Raw genomic sequence first — 16597 nt, forward strand, 5'->3', positions numbered from 1 at the left:
TGTTTTTTATTTGTCATTGCACGACGAATGCATGTTCAGAATTTTTGATATATACTATATAAGACATAATTATTAAAGGAGAATGACAATGACTAAATCTATGAAAGAGATGCAAAAAGAAGTCGATGCATACATCAGTCAATTTAAAGCGGGATACTTTTCTCCTTTAGCCAACTTAGCACGCTTAACAGAAGAAGTTGGCGAATTAGCTAGAGAAATTAATCATTATTATGGTGAGAAACAAAAGAAAGATTCAGAAGAAGATAACACCGTAAAAGCCGAACTAGGGGACAATTTATTTGTACTTCTTTGCATCGCTAACTCTTTAAACATTGATATGACTGACAGCTTTAATGAAACGATGAAAAAGTTTAATACACGTGATAAAAACCGTTTTGAGCGCAAGTCTTGATGTAATAGGAAGGGAGTTATGGCTAAATGAAAATTGGGATTACATGCTACCCATCAATGGGTGGCTCGGGAATTATTGCTACAGAACTCGGCATTAAGATGGCAGAACGTGGTCATGAAGTTCATTTTATTACTTCAAATCTACCATTTAGAATTAGAAAGCCTTTGCCAAACGTCACTTTTCATCAAGTTGAAGTTAATCAATACGCCGTATTTCAATATCCGCCTTATGATATCACTTTAAGTACAAAAATTGCGGAAGTTATTAAAGAGTATGATTTAGATATATTACACATGCATTACGCAGTTCCACATGCTGTTTGCGGCATACTTGCTCGCCAAATGTCTGGTAAAGATATAAAAATCATGACAACACTTCATGGCACAGATATCACAGTACTTGGTTATGACCACACATTAAAAGATGCTATAAAATTCGGAATCGAAGAAAGTGACATAGTGACAAGCGTCAGTCAGTCATTAGCTAAACAAACTAAAGATATTATTGAGACTGACAAAGATATCATTCCTATTTATAACTTTGTGCGTGAGGATGAATTTCCGACAAAACATGATGAGTCTCTAAAGAACATGTATGGTATTCTTCCTGAGGAGAGCGTACTTATTCATGTATCTAATTTTAGACGTGTTAAACGCATAGATACTATAATTGAGACTTTTGCAAAAGTACATCAATCCATACCAAGTAAGTTATTATTGTTGGGTGATGGCCCTGAACTCTGTGATATGCGTCAAAAAGCACGTGACCTTAATGTAGAAGATCATGTGTTATTTTTAGGAAAGCAAGATTGTGTGAGTGAATTTTATCAACTTGCAGATATTGTCTTACTTTTAAGTGAAAAGGAAAGTTTTGGGTTAAGCTTGTTGGAAGCGATGAAGACAGGCGTCGTACCGATTGGCTCAAACGCAGGAGGCATTAAAGAAGTTATCAAGCATGGAGAAACAGGTTATATCGTTGACGTTGGTGATAGTGCACAGGCTAGTGAATATGTGCTAGAACTATTAAATAATCCACAATTATATCAGACGATACAACACAATATGCTAAAGGATATTAAAGAACGTTTTGGCTCAGAACTTATTACTGACCAATATGAATATTATTACAATAAAATGTTACAGTAAAAGAGGTATCAGATGTCATATAGATTATTTGAACAAGCAAAACCTTTACTAACAAAAATTCAGCAACACGGTTACGAGGCTTATTTTGTAGGTGGATCAGTGCGTGACTATATTATGGGACGAGATATACATGATATTGATATCACAACAAGCGCTACACCTGATGAAATTGAAACAATATTTCAGCATACAATTCCTATTGGCAAAGCACATGGCACAATCAATGTTGTTTATGGACAGCATAATTATGAAGTAACTACATTTCGAGCAGAAGAAGAATATACAGACCATCGTCGCCCTAGTGAGGTAACGTTTGTCAGAAATTTGTATCAAGATGTTGAACGTCGTGATTTTACCATGAATGCCATTGCAATGGACAAATCTTATCAAATCTACGATTACTTTGGTGGACAAGCTGATATTAAGCAACACATTATCCGAACGGTAGGAGAGCCTCATGAGCGATTTGAAGAAGATGCTCTGCGAATATTACGTGGTCTCCGTTTCGAGGCTCAATTAGGCTTTACAATTGATACAACAACATTTCTTGCCATGCAACAACGTGTGGCAGATACAGCTTACTTATCTATAGAACGTATTATCGTTGAATTAAAAAAATTAATACAAGGGCATTATGTGTCATCCAGTTACAAGCATATGATTCAGCTAGGGTTGTTTAACCATATCCCATTCTTTGAATCTATAGATATGAACAAATTTATAGTAACAGAGCCTATGTCTTTCGAACTATGGATTGCATCATTGTTGTTTGCAACAAATAGTCAATTTTCTCTTACTTCTCTCAAAATAAGTAACAACGAGAAACAAAAGATTAAACAATTGCTATCTTTGCTTCAACTTTTGAATAAGATAAAATCAAAACAAGATTTACGTCTATTAGTATATGACTATGGCAGTCATTCTTTATTAGAAATCTTAAACCATCGTCAAATGTTTCAAGATCAGCATATAAAAGTAGGTAATCCTGTTATCATTAATCCTGAAGTGATTCACGATATATCACAATCACTTATTATAAATCAGCGTCAAGATATCGCAATAAGTGGTTATGATTTAATTAACTTCTTCAATAAAAAACGTGGTCCTTGGATTAAAACGGTATTAAGAATGATTGAAGTAGCAATTGTCAACAACAATGTGCAAAATAATAAAGAACAGATATTGAAGTGGGTGAAAAAACATGTCGAAATATAGTCAAGATGTGATTAATATGCTATATCAACATCACAACACATACATTTCAGGACAGCATATTGCCAATCAATTAAACATCTCACGTGCAGCTGTAAAGAAAATTATTGACCAATTAAAAGTCGAAGGTTGCGACATCGTATCGATTAATCACAAAGGACATCAGTTGAAATCGTTACCTGATCAATGGTATTTAGGCATTATTAAACCTATTGTTAACAAACATCAGATATTTGATCAAATAGAAGTTTATCGCACAGCCGATTCGACACAAATAATTGCTAAACAAATGTTAGTTAATAATTCTAAATCTTATCTAATATTGAGTGATGAACAAACAAAAGGACGTGGTCGCTTTAACCGAAATTGGAGTTCCTCTAAAGGGAAAGGCTTGTGGATGTCAGTTGTTTTAAGACCTAATGTACCATTTGATATGATGCCTAAGTTCAACCTATTTATTGCTTTAGGTATTCGCGATGCTATTCAAGCATTTGCGAATGATGAGGTTAAAATAAAATGGCCAAATGATATTTATATCGGTGATAAAAAAGTTTGCGGCTTCTTAACTGAAATGGTTGCGAATTACGATGCTGTTGAAGCAATCATTTGTGGTATTGGCATTAATATGAATCATACTGAAGATGATTTTATAGAAGAAATTAAGTCCAGAGCAACGAGCATACGCCTCCATGCCACACATAAAATTAATCGCTATGCATTTTTTGATCAGCTTATCTCACAAATTGTTTATCGCTATCAACAGTTTCTTACACAGCCATTTAATACCATCCGTGATGAATATATCAAAGCATCTAACATTTGGCAGCGTCAAATAAAATTCACTGAAAATGGCACGCAATTTATGGGTGAAGCGGAAGATATAGATTATAACGGCTTTTTAATTGTCAGAGATAACCAAGGGAATATGCGCCGTTTAATGAGTGCAGATATTGAAATATAATCATGAGTTAAGGAGAGATAATCATGGGGCAAACAAGTTACGCCGTTGTTGACTTAGAAACGACCGGTAACCAGCTTGATTACGATGAAATTATTCAAATAGGTATCACATTCGTTCGTGGCCAAAAAATTGTAGGTACCTACCATTCAATGATTAACACTGATGTAGAAATCCCTCCATTTATACAAGCGCTCACTTCAATAGAAGAAGATATGTTAAAGCAAGCACCATATTTTCATGAAGTTGCAGAAGACGTCTATAAACAGCTTAAAGATTCCGTGTTTGTTGCGCACAATGTTTCTTTCGATTTAACTTTTATTAAAAAGGCATTTAAACGTAATCATATCCATTTTCAACCCAAAAAGGTGATTGATACTGTTGAATTATTTAAAATTGCTTTCCCTACAGATAAAAGTTATCAGCTGAGTGAATTGGCAGAGGCACACCATATTCCATTAGATAATGCGCACCGTGCCGATGAAGATGCAACAACAACTGCAAAATTAATGATTAAAGCATTTCAAAAGTTTGAAACATTACCGCTAGACACGTTAAAACAACTATATTATTTAAGCAAAAACTTAAAATATGACTTGTATCATATTTTGTTTGAAATGGTACGCCAATATAAAAACGCTTTGCCAGGTAACAAATTCGACCGTTTTGAACAAATTATGTATAAAAAACAAATCGATTTAAAAGCGCCAAAAACAGACTTTAATGGCTCTTTAAAAGACTTATATTCAAAAGTAGTGGCGCAATTAAAGTTAACTTATAGGCCACAACAATTATACTTATCTGAAATTATTCTTGATCAATTAATGCATAGTGATAAAGCCATGATAGAAGCACCACTAGGAAGTGGCAAGTCCTTAGCTTATTTGCTCGCAGCCTTAATGTATAACATTGAAACGGATAAACATGTCATGATTTCAACGAATACAAAGCTTTTACAGCATCAACTACTTTATAAAGATATCCCTGAACTCAATCAAGCATTAGAATTTAAAATTAATGCCTTATTGATTAAAAGCAAAAGTGAATATATTTCATTAGGATTAATCAGTCAAATATTGAAAGATGAAAATATCAATTATGAAGTAAGTATCTTGAAGATGAAACTGCTCATCTGGCTAACTGAGACTGAAACTGGCGACATACAAGAGCTTAATTTAAAAGGCGGTCAAAAGATGTACTTTGACCAAAAAATTGAAACATATGTTCCAGAAAAAAACGATGTTCATTTTTATAATTATATTAAACGCAATGCACAAAACATTCAAATTGGTGTAACAAATCATGCACACCTCATTCATTCTGATCACGAAAATTCTATTTATGAATTATTTGACGATTGTATTATAGATGAAGCACACCGTCTTCCTGACTATGCTTTAAATCAAGTCACTAACGAATTGAACTATGCAGATATAAAATATCAACTTGGCTTAATCGGTAAAAATGAAAATGAAAAATTATTGAAAGCTATTGATCACTTAGAACAACAACGTATTCTAGAAAAATTAGACATCCCACCCATTGATGTTTTTGGCTTGAAATCTCATATAACTGATATTCATGAATTAAATGAACGCTTATTTACTACAATGTTTGATATTATACACAGCAGTGAAACACACGATGATGACACTCATCGATACCATTATGTCTATGATTTTGATACACAATCCATTTTGAATGATTTACATCAAGTCATTACAAAAGTTAATAAAACCTTGGAATTCTTTAATGGTATGAGTCATAAAACTGTTAAATCATTTAGAAAACAACTCCTATATCTTAATGAACGCTACAAGGCAATTGAAAACAGTTTATTAGAACATCACACGACGTTTATTGCCATAAAAAATTTACAGCAAAAATCGACCATTCGTTTATTTATTAAAGATTATAATGTCAAAGACGTTTTAACCTCACAAATTTTAGATAAATTTAAATCTTTAACTTTTATATCTGGTACTTTAACATTTAACCATTCGTTTGATGCCTTTAAAAATTGGTTTACCGAAACTGTCTCATTTAATACATTTGAAGTTCAAAATCCAATGCCACAACTTAAAAATACAAATGTGTTTATACCTACTGATGTAGAACCTTATAACTATTTAAGCATTGAAGATTATGTTTCTTCAATCGTGCAATATTTAGAAGTTTATACACAAAAAACGCAATCAAAATGTCTCATTCTATTTACCAGCTATAAAATGATGCACATGGTACAAGAACTTATCAATGACTTACCATCATTTGAAGATTATATCGTCTTGACACAACAACAAAATCAAAATTATAAAATTGTGCAGCAATTCAATAGTTTTGATAAAGCAATACTTTTAGGCACATCAACATTTTTTGAAGGTTTTGATTTTCAATCAAATGGCATTAAATGTGTCATGATTGCTAAATTACCATTTATGAATAAATATAATACAAAATATTGGCTGATGGATTCAGAGTTCAAATCTACATTTAAAGAATATGTATTACCTGATGCAGTTACACGATTTAGACAAGGATTAGGACGTTTAATTCGTAACGAAGAAGATCAAGGTTTAATCATTTCATTTGATGACAGATTAATTCATAGTAACTATAAAAATTTCTTTTCTCAAGTACTTGTAGATTATCGTCAGAATAAAGGTGATATCCAGCAATTCAATAAATTACTCAATAAGATTAAATAAGCTTGAAACACTAGTAAAAATAAAATATGGACAACTAGAACTTACATAGTGCTTTTGTTAAAATGAAAGAGTATTAATAAACAGAAATACACAATAGGAGACGAGTTATGAAGACAACAATTAAGCAAGCAAAACAACATCTTAACCAAGAAGTAACAATTGGAGCTTGGTTAACAAACAAACGTTCAAGTGGTAAAATTGCATTTTTACAACTTCGAGATGGTACTGGTTTTATGCAAGGTGTCGTGGTTAAGTCTGCCGTAGATGAAGAGACTTTCCAACTTGCTAAAGATATTACACAAGAATCTTCACTTTATGTTACAGGTACGATATCTGAAGATAATCGTTCTGATATCGGCTATGAAATGCAAGTCACATCAATTCAAGTAATTCACGAAGCACATGATTACCCAATTACTCCCAAAAATCATGGCACAGAATTTCTAATGGACCACCGTCATTTATGGCTGCGTTCAAAAAAACAACATGCTGTTATGAAAATTAGAAATGAAATTATTAGAGCTACCTATGAATTTTTTGATACGCACGGCTATACTAAAATTGATCCACCTATTTTAACGGCAAGTGCACCTGAAGGCACAAGTGAGTTATTCCATACAAAATACTTTGATCAAGATGCGTTTTTATCTCAAAGTGGTCAATTATATCTTGAAGCTGCGGCTATGGCTCATAGAAATGTTTTTTCATTTGGTCCAACGTTCCGTGCTGAAAAGTCTAAAACACGTCGTCATTTAATTGAATTTTGGATGATTGAAGCAGAAATGGCTTTTACAACGCATGCTGAAAGTTTAGAGGTTCAAGAGCAATATGTTGCGCATGTGGTCCAATCCGTATTAGAAAATTGTACTTTAGAATTGAAATTATTAGATAGAGATACTTCAAAATTAGAAAAGGTAGCTACACCATTTCCTCGTATTACCTATGATGATGCGATTGATTATCTCAAAGAACAAGGATTTGATGATATCGAATGGGGCGATGATTTCGGTGCACCGCATGAGACAGCTATTGCTAATCATTATGACTTGCCAGTGTTTATCATAAATTATCCAACATCAATTAAACCATTTTATATGCAACCAAATCCAGACAATAACAATACTGTGCTTTGTGCCGATTTAATCGCGCCAGAAGGTTATGGTGAAATTATAGGTGGTTCAGAACGTATTAACAATTTAGAATTGCTTGAAGAACGCATCAAGCAATATCACTTAGATGAGGAAAGCTATAGTTACTACTTAGATTTGCGTCGCTATGGTAGCGTTCCACATAGTGGTTTTGGTTTAGGTTTAGAAAGAACAGTTGCGTGGATATCAGGTGTTGAACATGTTCGAGAAACATCACCATTCCCACGCTTACTAAATAGACTTTATCCATAACATTTACATGTTTATTAAGTAAGAAATGATAAGCTTATTGATTAGGCATAAACAATTTTAACGCTAAACTGATTGCCTATTAATGCTCGCAATCTACAACTTTAGAATTTTGGTTAGGGGAGTGGGATAACAAACTGTCTCACTCCCATTTTATAGAAACTAAATATATTGAGGTGATAATATATGGATATCTTTCAACTCAAGACAAGACCAGTCGTATTAAGAAGAGAATTATTTGATCATTATAGTGAATTAGGTATGGATGAACAAGATTTGGTTATTCTTATTAAATTAATTTATGCTGCAGAAACTTCTAATAAACAGCCCTCAATAGAAGCCTTAAGAAAAGGATCGACACTAGATTCTAGAGAAATCACCACAATTATACAACATCTTATCCAATTAGATTTATTGGAATTAAATGTGAATAAAGATGAAGAAGGTAAATTTACCGAATATATGAACTTGGATCCGTTTTATACTAAATTATTATCCTTGCTCAAGCAACAAGAACTTAAGAGTCAAAATAAGCAAGAAGATAATCAATTCCAACAGTTATTCACTTTGATAGAACAAATATTTGCTAGACCGTTATCACCCTATGAAATTGAAACGTTAAATCAGTGGATTGATGTGGATCATCACGACATTAGTATCATCCAAGCAGCTTTGGATGAAGCAGTGGGGCAAAATAAGCTTAGCTTTAAATATATGGATCGAATACTGCTTAATTGGAAGAAAAATAATGTAAAAACAATCGATGATACAAATAAAATTCGTGAACAGTTTCATAAGCCTAAAATGAAACATACAGTTAAAGAAGTCCCTAAATTTGACTGGTTAAATGGAGAGAACTTAGATGATAAGTAAAAAGAAAGCGCTAAAAATGATCGATATTATCGCTGATATGTTTCCAAATGCAGAATGCGAACTAAGGCATAATAATGCATTCGAACTGACAATTGCAGTTCTTTTGTCAGCCCAATGTACGGATAACTTAGTAAATAAAGTAACCGCTACATTATTCACTAAATATAAAACACCTGAAGATTATCTAGCTGTACCATTAGAAGAATTAGAACAAGATATCCGTTCTATTGGTTTATATCGTAATAAAGCAAAAAATATCAAAAAATTATGTACCTCACTACTTGAAAAATTTAATGGTCAAATTCCCCAAACTCATGCAGAACTAGAAAGTTTAGCAGGAGTTGGACGTAAAACGGCAAATGTGGTGATGAGTGTAGCATTCGGAGAACCAGCTTTAGCCGTCGACACCCATGTCGAACGTGTCTCAAAACGCTTAGGTATCAATAGATGGAAAGATAATGTGCGACAAGTAGAAGATAGGTTATGCTCAATAATCCCAAGGGACCGCTGGAATAAAAGCCATCATCAATTAATATTTTTCGGCCGTTATCATTGTATTGCAAGAAAACCAAAATGTGACATATGCCCATTGTTTGATGATTGTAGAGAAGGACAAAAACGATATAAACTTAAATTAAAGAAAGCGTGATTTCAGATGATAGAAAAGCAAGATTTTGAAGTATTAGAACAACAACTTGAACAATTTGCAGCTACCAGAAATTTAAATTCAGCTGAAGCCAAACCAGTAGTTGATGCATATTTTCAACTGTTAATAGATTACTTCAAACAAATCAATCAAATTTCTGCAATTGATTTTGAATCACTCTCACTTTATCCTATCGTTCCAATGAATTTCTACGAACGCTATCAATATCTATTAACTAGAAAATACCATTTTATGGGTTACAGACAAATGAAAACATTAAAAAGCGAATTAATAAAAATGGCTGCAAGCTATCAAACAAGATTGAAATTCCGTAAATCATAAATGTGCATTAAATAATAAAAAATTCCCTCTAAAGCATCTCTTAAATAATTAAGAAAGCTTTAGAGGGAATTTCATTTATGACGAATTTATTATCGTCCGAAAACTGAGCTTAAACCACCTGTGCTGCTTGAGTTGTTTCTTGCTCCACTTGATGTGTTTGAATTACTTGAACGATTTGAGCTTGAAGTACTGTCGCTAGAACCGCTACTTCCATAAACTTTTCGTCCTGTTGTATTATTATCAGGGTGATTAGCTACTGATAATGATTCTTTATTACTACCACTTACAGAGTCAGGTTTACTAAAGTCTGAACCGTCTCTTGGTGAAATATCAGACATCACTTCTTCTAGTAAATATTGTGGATATTCTTGTTCAGAATGACCAACAAATGAATTTGTACCATATTGTTTAACTTCTTTAAAGCCCATCCACACTGACATACTGTATTTTGGAGTGAAACCATTAATCCATACATCTTTAGCTGCACTATCTGGTAAATTATATTTTTGATAAACTTCTTCACCATATGTTCCAGTACCAGTTTTCGCTGCAATATTAACGCCAGAAACACCATGTCCATATGCTGAACCATATGCTGAAAACGTACCTTTAAGCATTTCAGCCAACATGTAAGCCGTATAGTCTTTCATTGCTTTATGACTAGAATGATCATATTCAATTGTTTCGCCGTCTGCAGTCACAACTTTTTGAATAGAATGTGCATTATTGTATGTTCCTCCATTTGCAATTGACGCAAATGCTGAAGCTAATTGAGTAGGTGAGAATTCTGATGAAGAACCACCTAGTACTTCAGACGGACCAATTTCATTCTTGTAATCAAGTCCAACTTTTGATGCAAATTTCTTCGGTGCATTGTTACCAGCTTGAGAACGTGTTGCTTGCCATGTTTTTAAAGCTGGTATATTGAAACTTTGTCGAATAGCATCATACATTGATACTGTTCCATGACCTTTTTGATCGTAGTTTCTAAATGTAGAACCTTCAACTTGATAACTAGATTCATCTTGAATAGCATGATTTGTAGCCCATTGCATATTTTCAATTGCTGGACCATATGCTAAGAATGGTTTTAATGATGAACCAGTAGGGTGAGGGTCAGTAGCTTGGTTTCGATCGACGACATCTCTGAAATTACGTCCACCTGAAATAGCAACTAATCCGCCAGTTTTGCTGTCTACAATTGAAGAACCAACTTGCTGATCATCATTTTTGTAGAAGTTACCGTTGTCTATACGATTTTGTAATGTTTTTTGGACATCTTTATCCATGTTTGTATAGATTTTGATTCCGCTTTGTAAAACATCACCAAGATTTTGATTTTTAAACTTATCATTATTCATAAGTTCAGATTTTACAAAGTTAACATAAGAATCGTAATCCGTATCTTGATTTTTCGTACCAGTTTGACGTTCTTTTGTACTACGTTGAACGAGATTATCTTTTAAAGATGTTTTCTTCGCTTGTTCCCATTCTTTTTTACTAATGCGATTGTGATAATGCATTAAATAAAGAACTGTATCCTTACGATTTTCTGCTTCTTTTGGATGATCATAAATGTTATAAACATTTGGAACTTGTGGTAAACCAGCTAAATATGCTTCTTCGGCTAAATTTAAATCTTTTAAGTCTTTATTGAAATAATATTTAGCTGCAGCTTTAATACCATATACACCATCAGAATAGTAAATCTTATTTAGATACATTTGGAAAATGTCATCTTTACTATACTCTTGCTCTAACCGATATGAAAGGTATGCTTCCTGTGCTTTACGACCAATAGATTTCTCTTCTGATAAAAATGATCGTTTGACAACTTGTTGGGTCAATGTTGAAGCACCTTGTGAACCAAAGCCACCAGTCAAGTTTTTACCTACGGCCCCAAATAAACGTTTATAATCAAGTGCACCGTGTTCATAAAAACGATTATCTTCAGTTGCTAAAACTGCATTTCTCATGTTTTTCGGTACATTCTTCAAATCAACATGCTCTCGTCTAGCACCATTGTCGAGTGTTTTAACTAATTTGCCATTTTTATCATAGATTTTAGCAGGCGCAGGATCTTGTAATTTCGATTCTGTAAATGCGGGTGCTTTCCATGCATAATAAGCAAAAAGTAAAATACCTAATAGTGCGAGAATGATAAAGGCAATAAACATAAAACCTATAATCTTAATAATCGTTCTCTTCACACTTTTATTCTGTTTTTGTTTGGATTTCCCATTATTACCTTTCTTAGGTTGAGAAGATCCTTGCTTTTCCGTCATACGCGGTCCTCACTTTCATCTAATATCAACTTATCAACAGCTTTGAGGTAATCTAATCTAGGTTGATACTGATAAGGAATATGGTAACCATTTTTTCGTATTTCTTCAACTGTTATCGACTTTTTAACATCCGCTTTGTACCTTTTCCAGAAATATTCAAACTTAGAATAGGGAAGAAGATACACTTCATCAAGTACTTTAAATCGCATAATTAAGAACACAATACCGCGCTGGACATGTGCTTTTTGCATATGCGCAACTTGATGATCATGAATGTTGTTTAATGGGAAAGACGTTTTATTTTTCGTTTCCTTTGCCTCAAAATCGATATAATGACTTCGATAAACACCATTATAGTCAGTTGTTGAAGGCGTACGAAAGTAAGCTTCATTTATAACTGCTTTACTTCGTTTCGGATAATGAACATTCACAATTTGCACTGGTGTAGGTTTCTTGTGAATAACAGCTATATCTTTGTCTAAATAATAAGAATTAGATAATTCTATATCTTTTTCCAAAGACATTCCGCGCCCACCATATTCTATATTACCTGAAATAGTGGCATCATTGCGTCCGACCTTAGTCTTATTTGAATTAAATGGTTTCCCGTTTGGATAATTCATTACTTTCACCACCAGTTTGGTTATAAACCCTTCTTATTATACATGAGGCATTTTAATGTTCCAAACTTTTATATGAGAATAATGTATAAAATATCAATCTATACATTAACCACTTCATTTTAACGTTTATTGCCAATTAACACAATATTTCAGTTAATTTAGTTAATGATGTGTCATAAATAACACTGAAAAAGATACTAAAATGACGTCACTGTGTAATTATGTTAAATTTATTTATGGGAGGCCTAAATGCAACAATATATTAATCAATTAAATGATGAATTAAAATATATAAAATCTACCTATAATAAAGTTAAAAAATCACAGTGCAATTATGATTTTGACCGTTATGTAAAGCCTTATGCCACGCAAATAGATTCTCTTCTTACACAGTTTTCCTATTATAAAGATGACATCGTAACATTACCTTATTTAAATGAATATAAATGGCAGATATTTTTACAAATGGTGAAAGAATTATCAGTTGAATGTCATTATTATAGAACAAGTCGCAAACTTTTTAATGAGAAATTTAAAAATGTGACTTATGTTTTAAATTACATGGCATCACAACTTGAAATTGGGGAATAATATGGTAAAAACAATTTATATAACTGGTTATAAATCATTTGAGTTGAATATTTTTAAAGATGACGCTCCGGAAGTTTATTATTTAAAACAATTTATACGTCATAAATTAATAAATTATCTTGATGAAGGACTAGAATGGGTGTTAATTCAAGGTCAAATGGGTATAGAACTGTGGACAGCTCAAGTTGTTATTGAGTTGAAAGCACAATATCCCGAACTAAAATTAGCGATTATCACACCATTTGAAGGTCATACGCAACGCTGGAATGAGCAAAATCAATTAGTCTATAACCAACTGGTAGCCAAAGCAGATTATGTGGATAGTATTTATCATAGTCAATATAAGGGGGCTTTTCAGTTTAAACAGGCTGACCGCTTTATGCTGGAACATTCTGATTTGACGCTACTTATTTATGATGAAGAGCAAGAGGGGAGTCCCAAGTTTTTTAAAGCGATGTTAGTTGATTTTATGTCTAAAACAAACTATACTTGTGATATTGTGACGTTTGATGAATTACAAGATTTCATTAATGATTTACAGTGGGCTGAAGATTAAAGTTTTGAAAAATGAGGTGGATAAAATGGCAGATGTATCTTTAAAGCTATCAGCTAAAGATATTTATGAGAAAGATTTCGAAAAAACTATGGCACGTGGCTACAGAAGAGAAGAAGTAGACGCTTTTCTGGATGACATTATTACTGACTATCAAAAGATGGCAGATATGAACAGTGAAGTTGTAAAATTATCAGAAGAAAATAACAAATTAAAAAAAGAACTGGAAGAATTAAGATTACGTGTAGCAACATCTAGACCCCAAGACAACAAATCTTTCGCTTCTGGCAGTGCCAACTCTAACAACAATAACGTCGATATTTTAAAAAGAATTTCAAATCTTGAAAAAGCTGTATTTGGTAAATAAAGACATTTACGTTTGTTACTAAGAAATATAATATGGTATAATCGCAAAAGTGATATTTTGGGTAATCGCTATAGCAATATAGAGGAAAGTCCATGCTCACACAATCTGAGATGATTGTAGTGTTCGTGCTTGATGAAATAATAAATCAAGGCATTAATTTGACGGCAATGAAATAACCTAAGTCATCAGATAAGGTTAAATTAATTTGAAAGTGCCACAGTGACGTAGCTTTTATAGAAATATAAAAGGTGGAACGCGGTAAACCCCTCGAGTGAGCAATCCAAATTAGGTAGGAGCACTTGTTTAGCGGAATTCAACGTATAAACGAGACACATTTCATCTGAAATAAGATGATAGGTAGACAGATGATTACCACCCGCGTACCAGTGCAGCTAGTACACATTATGAGTACAACGGAACAGAACATGGCTTACAGAAATATCATTTACTAGTTTAGCTCTCCCTTTGTGCGGAGAGCTTTTTTCATGTAATTTCATTACTAAACTATTCAGAACTATGATTATTCGTTAAAATAGACTTTGAAATCACTTAATTAAAGGAGATTAAACATGTTTCAATTATTAGCTGTTTGTCCAATGGGATTAGAAGCAGTGGTCGCAAAAGAAATTCAAGACCTAGGCTATGAAACTCAGGTAGAAAACGGGCGTATATTCTTTGAAGGCGATGAATCTGCCATAGTAAAATGCAATCTTTGGTTACGTACCGCTGATCGAGTAAAAATTGTAGTTGGTCGTTTTAATGCGACAACTTTCGAACAATTATTTGAACAAACAAAATCATTACCATGGGAAACTATTATTGATAAAGATGGCAGCTTTCCAGTCCAAGGAAAAAGCGTTAAATCAACACTCTACAGCGTACCTGATTGCCAAGCTATAACTAAAAAAGCGATTGTTGAACGCTTAAAATATGCTTATCAAGAATCTGGATGGCTAAATGAAACAGGTGCAAAATTCCCTGTGGAAGTATCGATTTTAAAAGATAATGTGTTATTAACGATAGATACCTCTGGTTCTGGGCTAAATAAACGGGGTTATCGTTTAGCTCAAGGTGAAGCACCTATAAAAGAAACTTTAGCTGCAAGTTTGATAAAATTAGCAAATTGGACAGGACAAACACCATTAATCGATCCTTTTTGTGGTTCAGGAACAATAGCTATTGAAGCATGTCTTATAGCACAAAATATTGCGCCAGGGTTTAATAGGGAATTTGTATCTGAAGCATGGCATATTATTCCAGAAGATCTTTATGAAAAACTGCGTAACGAAGCCGACCAACAAGCAGATTATGATAAAGAAGTCGAAGTCTATGCCTATGATATCGATCCAGATATGATTGAAATTGCTAAACGTAACGCTGCAGAGGTAGGATTAAGTGATATCATTCAATTTGAAGTTAAAGATGTGAATACACTAACTATTCATCGTGAAGAACCAATGGCATTAATAGGCAATCCACCATATGGTGAACGTATCGGCGATAGAGAAGAGGTCGAAACAATGTATCGTTACATTGGTAAATTGATGGCACAGCATCCCTTCTTATCAACTTACATTTTAACGAGCAATAAAGAATTTGAGTTTTTAGCTAATCGTAAAGCGACAAAACGTCGTAAATTATTTAACGGTTATATCGAATGTAATTATTATCAATATTGGGGTAAAAAACCGCAATATTAATCTGCAATAACAAATTTAGTCACAAATAATTCATTCGCACTCTTATCATTACTATTGTAAAGTAAGGATAACTGAGTTTTTAGTTAACATATACAGAAGAATTACATCATAGTTAGGAGAGATAAATATGAAGACTGTTTTAATTATCGGTGCCAATGGTAAAGTTTCCATTGAAGCTACTAAAATATTTTTGGAAAATACAACTTATAATGTAGATTTATTTTTAAGAAATGCGCATCGTATACCCGACTATAGATCAAATCGCATCACGGTATATGAAGGTGACGCTAAAAATGAACAAGATATCGTTAAAGCGCTGGATAAAGTAGATGTTGTCTTTGCTAGTCTATCAGGCTCTATGGACGCTGAAGCAACAGCTATTGTAAATGCAATGGCACAAAAAAATGTTTCTCGCCTTATCTTTATCGCTGCTCCAGGAATTTATGATGAATTACCAGATAAATTCAATCAATTTAATAAAGAACAATTTGGTAATAAATTGCTAAAATACCGTAAAGCAGCTGATATTATCGAAGCTTCAAATTTAGACTATACAATTATTCGTCCAGCCTGGTTTACATTTAAAAATGAAACCGATTATGAAGTGACCCAAAAAGGAGAGCAATTTAAAGGTACAGAAGTATCAAGAAAAAGTGTTGCTAATTTAGCAGTTAAAATAGCAAAAAATCCATCGCTGCACTCCAAAGAAAATATTGGCGTAAACAAGCCAAATACTGATGGAGACAAACCAGCATGGATGTAGTAATCCAAGTCACTATGTCGAA

At 33.2% G+C, this 16597-nt stretch carries 16 protein-coding genes and 1 other RNA gene; 15 read left to right on the forward strand and 2 right to left on the reverse strand.

The features are described from left to right. Positions 1–88 precede the first annotated feature (88 nt). The 9 genes from HMPREF2597_RS07280 (at position 89) to HMPREF2597_RS07320 (ending at position 9693) form a co-directional block, all read left to right on the forward strand. Entirely contained in the window at positions 89–412 is a 324-nt protein-coding gene (locus HMPREF2597_RS07280) for a nucleotide pyrophosphohydrolase (protein WP_002478181.1), read from the forward strand. Between the two features lie 26 nt (positions 413–438). After that, a complete protein-coding gene (bshA, locus tag HMPREF2597_RS07285) occupies positions 439–1557 on the forward strand; it encodes an N-acetyl-alpha-D-glucosaminyl L-malate synthase BshA (protein WP_002478182.1) in 1119 nt (372 codons plus the stop codon). Positions 1558–1569: 12 nt separating this feature from the next. Next, entirely contained in the window at positions 1570–2772 is a 1203-nt protein-coding gene (locus HMPREF2597_RS07290) for a CCA tRNA nucleotidyltransferase (protein ID WP_002459092.1), read from the forward strand. Then, a complete protein-coding gene (locus tag HMPREF2597_RS07295; protein WP_002478183.1) occupies positions 2759–3730 on the forward strand; it encodes a biotin--[acetyl-CoA-carboxylase] ligase in 972 nt (323 codons plus the stop codon). Before HMPREF2597_RS07290 ends, HMPREF2597_RS07295 begins: the two co-directional genes overlap by 14 nt. Before the next feature lie 23 nt (positions 3731–3753). Then, on the forward strand, positions 3754–6435 hold the full coding sequence (locus HMPREF2597_RS07300) for a helicase C-terminal domain-containing protein (RefSeq protein WP_002478184.1): 2682 nt from the start codon (positions 3754–3756) through the stop codon (positions 6433–6435). Between the two features lie 107 nt (positions 6436–6542). Then, complete coding sequence (gene asnS, locus HMPREF2597_RS07305) at positions 6543–7835, forward strand: asparagine--tRNA ligase (protein ID WP_002459095.1); 1293 nt, start codon at positions 6543–6545, stop codon at positions 7833–7835. Positions 7836–8018: 183 nt separating this feature from the next. Then, entirely contained in the window at positions 8019–8705 is a 687-nt protein-coding gene (locus HMPREF2597_RS07310; RefSeq protein ID WP_002459096.1) for a DnaD domain-containing protein, read from the forward strand. Beyond that, positions 8695–9354: an endonuclease III gene (gene nth, locus HMPREF2597_RS07315; RefSeq protein ID WP_002478185.1), complete on the forward strand. Its 660-nt coding sequence runs from the start codon at positions 8695–8697 to the stop codon at positions 9352–9354. Before HMPREF2597_RS07310 ends, nth begins: the two co-directional genes overlap by 11 nt. Before the next feature lie 6 nt (positions 9355–9360). Then, positions 9361–9693: a YpoC family protein gene (locus HMPREF2597_RS07320; RefSeq protein WP_002459098.1), complete on the forward strand. Its 333-nt coding sequence runs from the start codon at positions 9361–9363 to the stop codon at positions 9691–9693. 89 nt (positions 9694–9782) lie between these two features. Here HMPREF2597_RS07320 and HMPREF2597_RS07325 read toward each other — a convergent pair whose 3' ends face one another. Together HMPREF2597_RS07325 and recU are read right to left on the reverse strand one after the other, a co-directional pair. Continuing rightward, positions 9783–11978 (reverse strand): transglycosylase domain-containing protein, encoded by a 2196-nt coding sequence (locus HMPREF2597_RS07325; RefSeq protein WP_002459099.1) that lies wholly within the window; start codon positions 11976–11978, stop codon positions 9783–9785. Continuing rightward, positions 11975–12601, reverse strand: coding sequence for a Holliday junction resolvase RecU (gene recU / locus HMPREF2597_RS07330; protein ID WP_002459100.1), 627 nt, complete (start codon positions 12599–12601; stop codon positions 11975–11977). Before recU ends, HMPREF2597_RS07325 begins: the two co-directional genes overlap by 4 nt. A 249-nt stretch (positions 12602–12850) precedes the next feature. Between recU and HMPREF2597_RS07335 the strand changes: the two genes are divergently transcribed. The 6 genes from HMPREF2597_RS07335 (at position 12851) to HMPREF2597_RS07360 (ending at position 16575) form a co-directional block, all read left to right on the forward strand. Continuing rightward, the gene (locus HMPREF2597_RS07335) at positions 12851–13192 is read left to right on the forward strand and encodes a DUF1798 family protein (protein ID WP_002478186.1); all 342 of its coding nucleotides are present in this window, start codon (positions 12851–12853) and stop codon (positions 13190–13192) included. Between the two features lies 1 nt (position 13193). Next, positions 13194–13748, forward strand: a complete 555-nt coding sequence (locus tag HMPREF2597_RS07340) for an SLOG family protein (RefSeq protein ID WP_002459102.1) — start codon at positions 13194–13196, stop codon at positions 13746–13748. Between the two features lie 25 nt (positions 13749–13773). After that, entirely contained in the window at positions 13774–14112 is a 339-nt protein-coding gene (gpsB, locus tag HMPREF2597_RS07345) for a cell division regulator GpsB (protein ID WP_002478187.1), read from the forward strand. A gap of 53 nt (positions 14113–14165) precedes the next feature. Then, positions 14166–14550: RNase P RNA component class B (gene rnpB, locus HMPREF2597_RS07350), an RNA gene on the forward strand. Between the two features lie 131 nt (positions 14551–14681). Continuing rightward, entirely contained in the window at positions 14682–15812 is a 1131-nt protein-coding gene (locus tag HMPREF2597_RS07355) for a THUMP domain-containing class I SAM-dependent RNA methyltransferase (protein WP_002478188.1), read from the forward strand. Between the two features lie 127 nt (positions 15813–15939). Beyond that, positions 15940–16575, forward strand: coding sequence for an SDR family oxidoreductase (locus tag HMPREF2597_RS07360; protein WP_002459105.1), 636 nt, complete (start codon positions 15940–15942; stop codon positions 16573–16575). The last annotated feature ends 22 nt before the right edge of the window (positions 16576–16597 follow it).

The sequence above is a fragment of the Staphylococcus sp. HMSC063A07 genome (assembly GCF_001836955.1).
Lineage (GTDB): Bacteria > Bacillota > Bacilli > Staphylococcales > Staphylococcaceae > Staphylococcus > Staphylococcus lugdunensis.

Excerpts from the sequence above, each read along its gene's own strand:
- bshA (WP_002478182.1), top strand. The coding sequence starts at position 439 with ATGAAAATTGGGATTACATGCTACCCATCAATGGGTGGCTCGGGAATT.
- HMPREF2597_RS07310 (WP_002459096.1), top strand. The coding sequence starts at position 8,019 with ATGGATATCTTTCAACTCAAGACAAGACCAGTCGTATTAAGAAGAGAA.
- recU (WP_002459100.1), bottom strand. The coding sequence starts at position 12,601 with ATGAATTATCCAAACGGGAAACCATTTAATTCAAATAAGACTAAGGTC.
- HMPREF2597_RS07360 (WP_002459105.1), top strand. The coding sequence starts at position 15,940 with ATGAAGACTGTTTTAATTATCGGTGCCAATGGTAAAGTTTCCATTGAA.
- asnS (WP_002459095.1), top strand. The coding sequence starts at position 6,543 with ATGAAGACAACAATTAAGCAAGCAAAACAACATCTTAACCAAGAAGTA.
- HMPREF2597_RS07355 (WP_002478188.1), top strand. The coding sequence starts at position 14,682 with ATGTTTCAATTATTAGCTGTTTGTCCAATGGGATTAGAAGCAGTGGTC.
- HMPREF2597_RS07320 (WP_002459098.1), top strand. The coding sequence starts at position 9,361 with ATGATAGAAAAGCAAGATTTTGAAGTATTAGAACAACAACTTGAACAA.
- HMPREF2597_RS07290 (WP_002459092.1), top strand. The coding sequence starts at position 1,570 with ATGTCATATAGATTATTTGAACAAGCAAAACCTTTACTAACAAAAATT.
- HMPREF2597_RS07340 (WP_002459102.1), top strand. The coding sequence starts at position 13,194 with ATGGTAAAAACAATTTATATAACTGGTTATAAATCATTTGAGTTGAAT.
- nth (WP_002478185.1), top strand. The coding sequence starts at position 8,695 with ATGATAAGTAAAAAGAAAGCGCTAAAAATGATCGATATTATCGCTGAT.
- HMPREF2597_RS07295 (WP_002478183.1), top strand. The coding sequence starts at position 2,759 with ATGTCGAAATATAGTCAAGATGTGATTAATATGCTATATCAACATCAC.
- HMPREF2597_RS07300 (WP_002478184.1), top strand. The coding sequence starts at position 3,754 with ATGGGGCAAACAAGTTACGCCGTTGTTGACTTAGAAACGACCGGTAAC.
- gpsB (WP_002478187.1), top strand. The coding sequence starts at position 13,774 with ATGGCAGATGTATCTTTAAAGCTATCAGCTAAAGATATTTATGAGAAA.
- HMPREF2597_RS07335 (WP_002478186.1), top strand. The coding sequence starts at position 12,851 with ATGCAACAATATATTAATCAATTAAATGATGAATTAAAATATATAAAA.
- HMPREF2597_RS07325 (WP_002459099.1), bottom strand. The coding sequence starts at position 11,978 with ATGACGGAAAAGCAAGGATCTTCTCAACCTAAGAAAGGTAATAATGGG.
- HMPREF2597_RS07280 (WP_002478181.1), top strand. The coding sequence starts at position 89 with ATGACTAAATCTATGAAAGAGATGCAAAAAGAAGTCGATGCATACATC.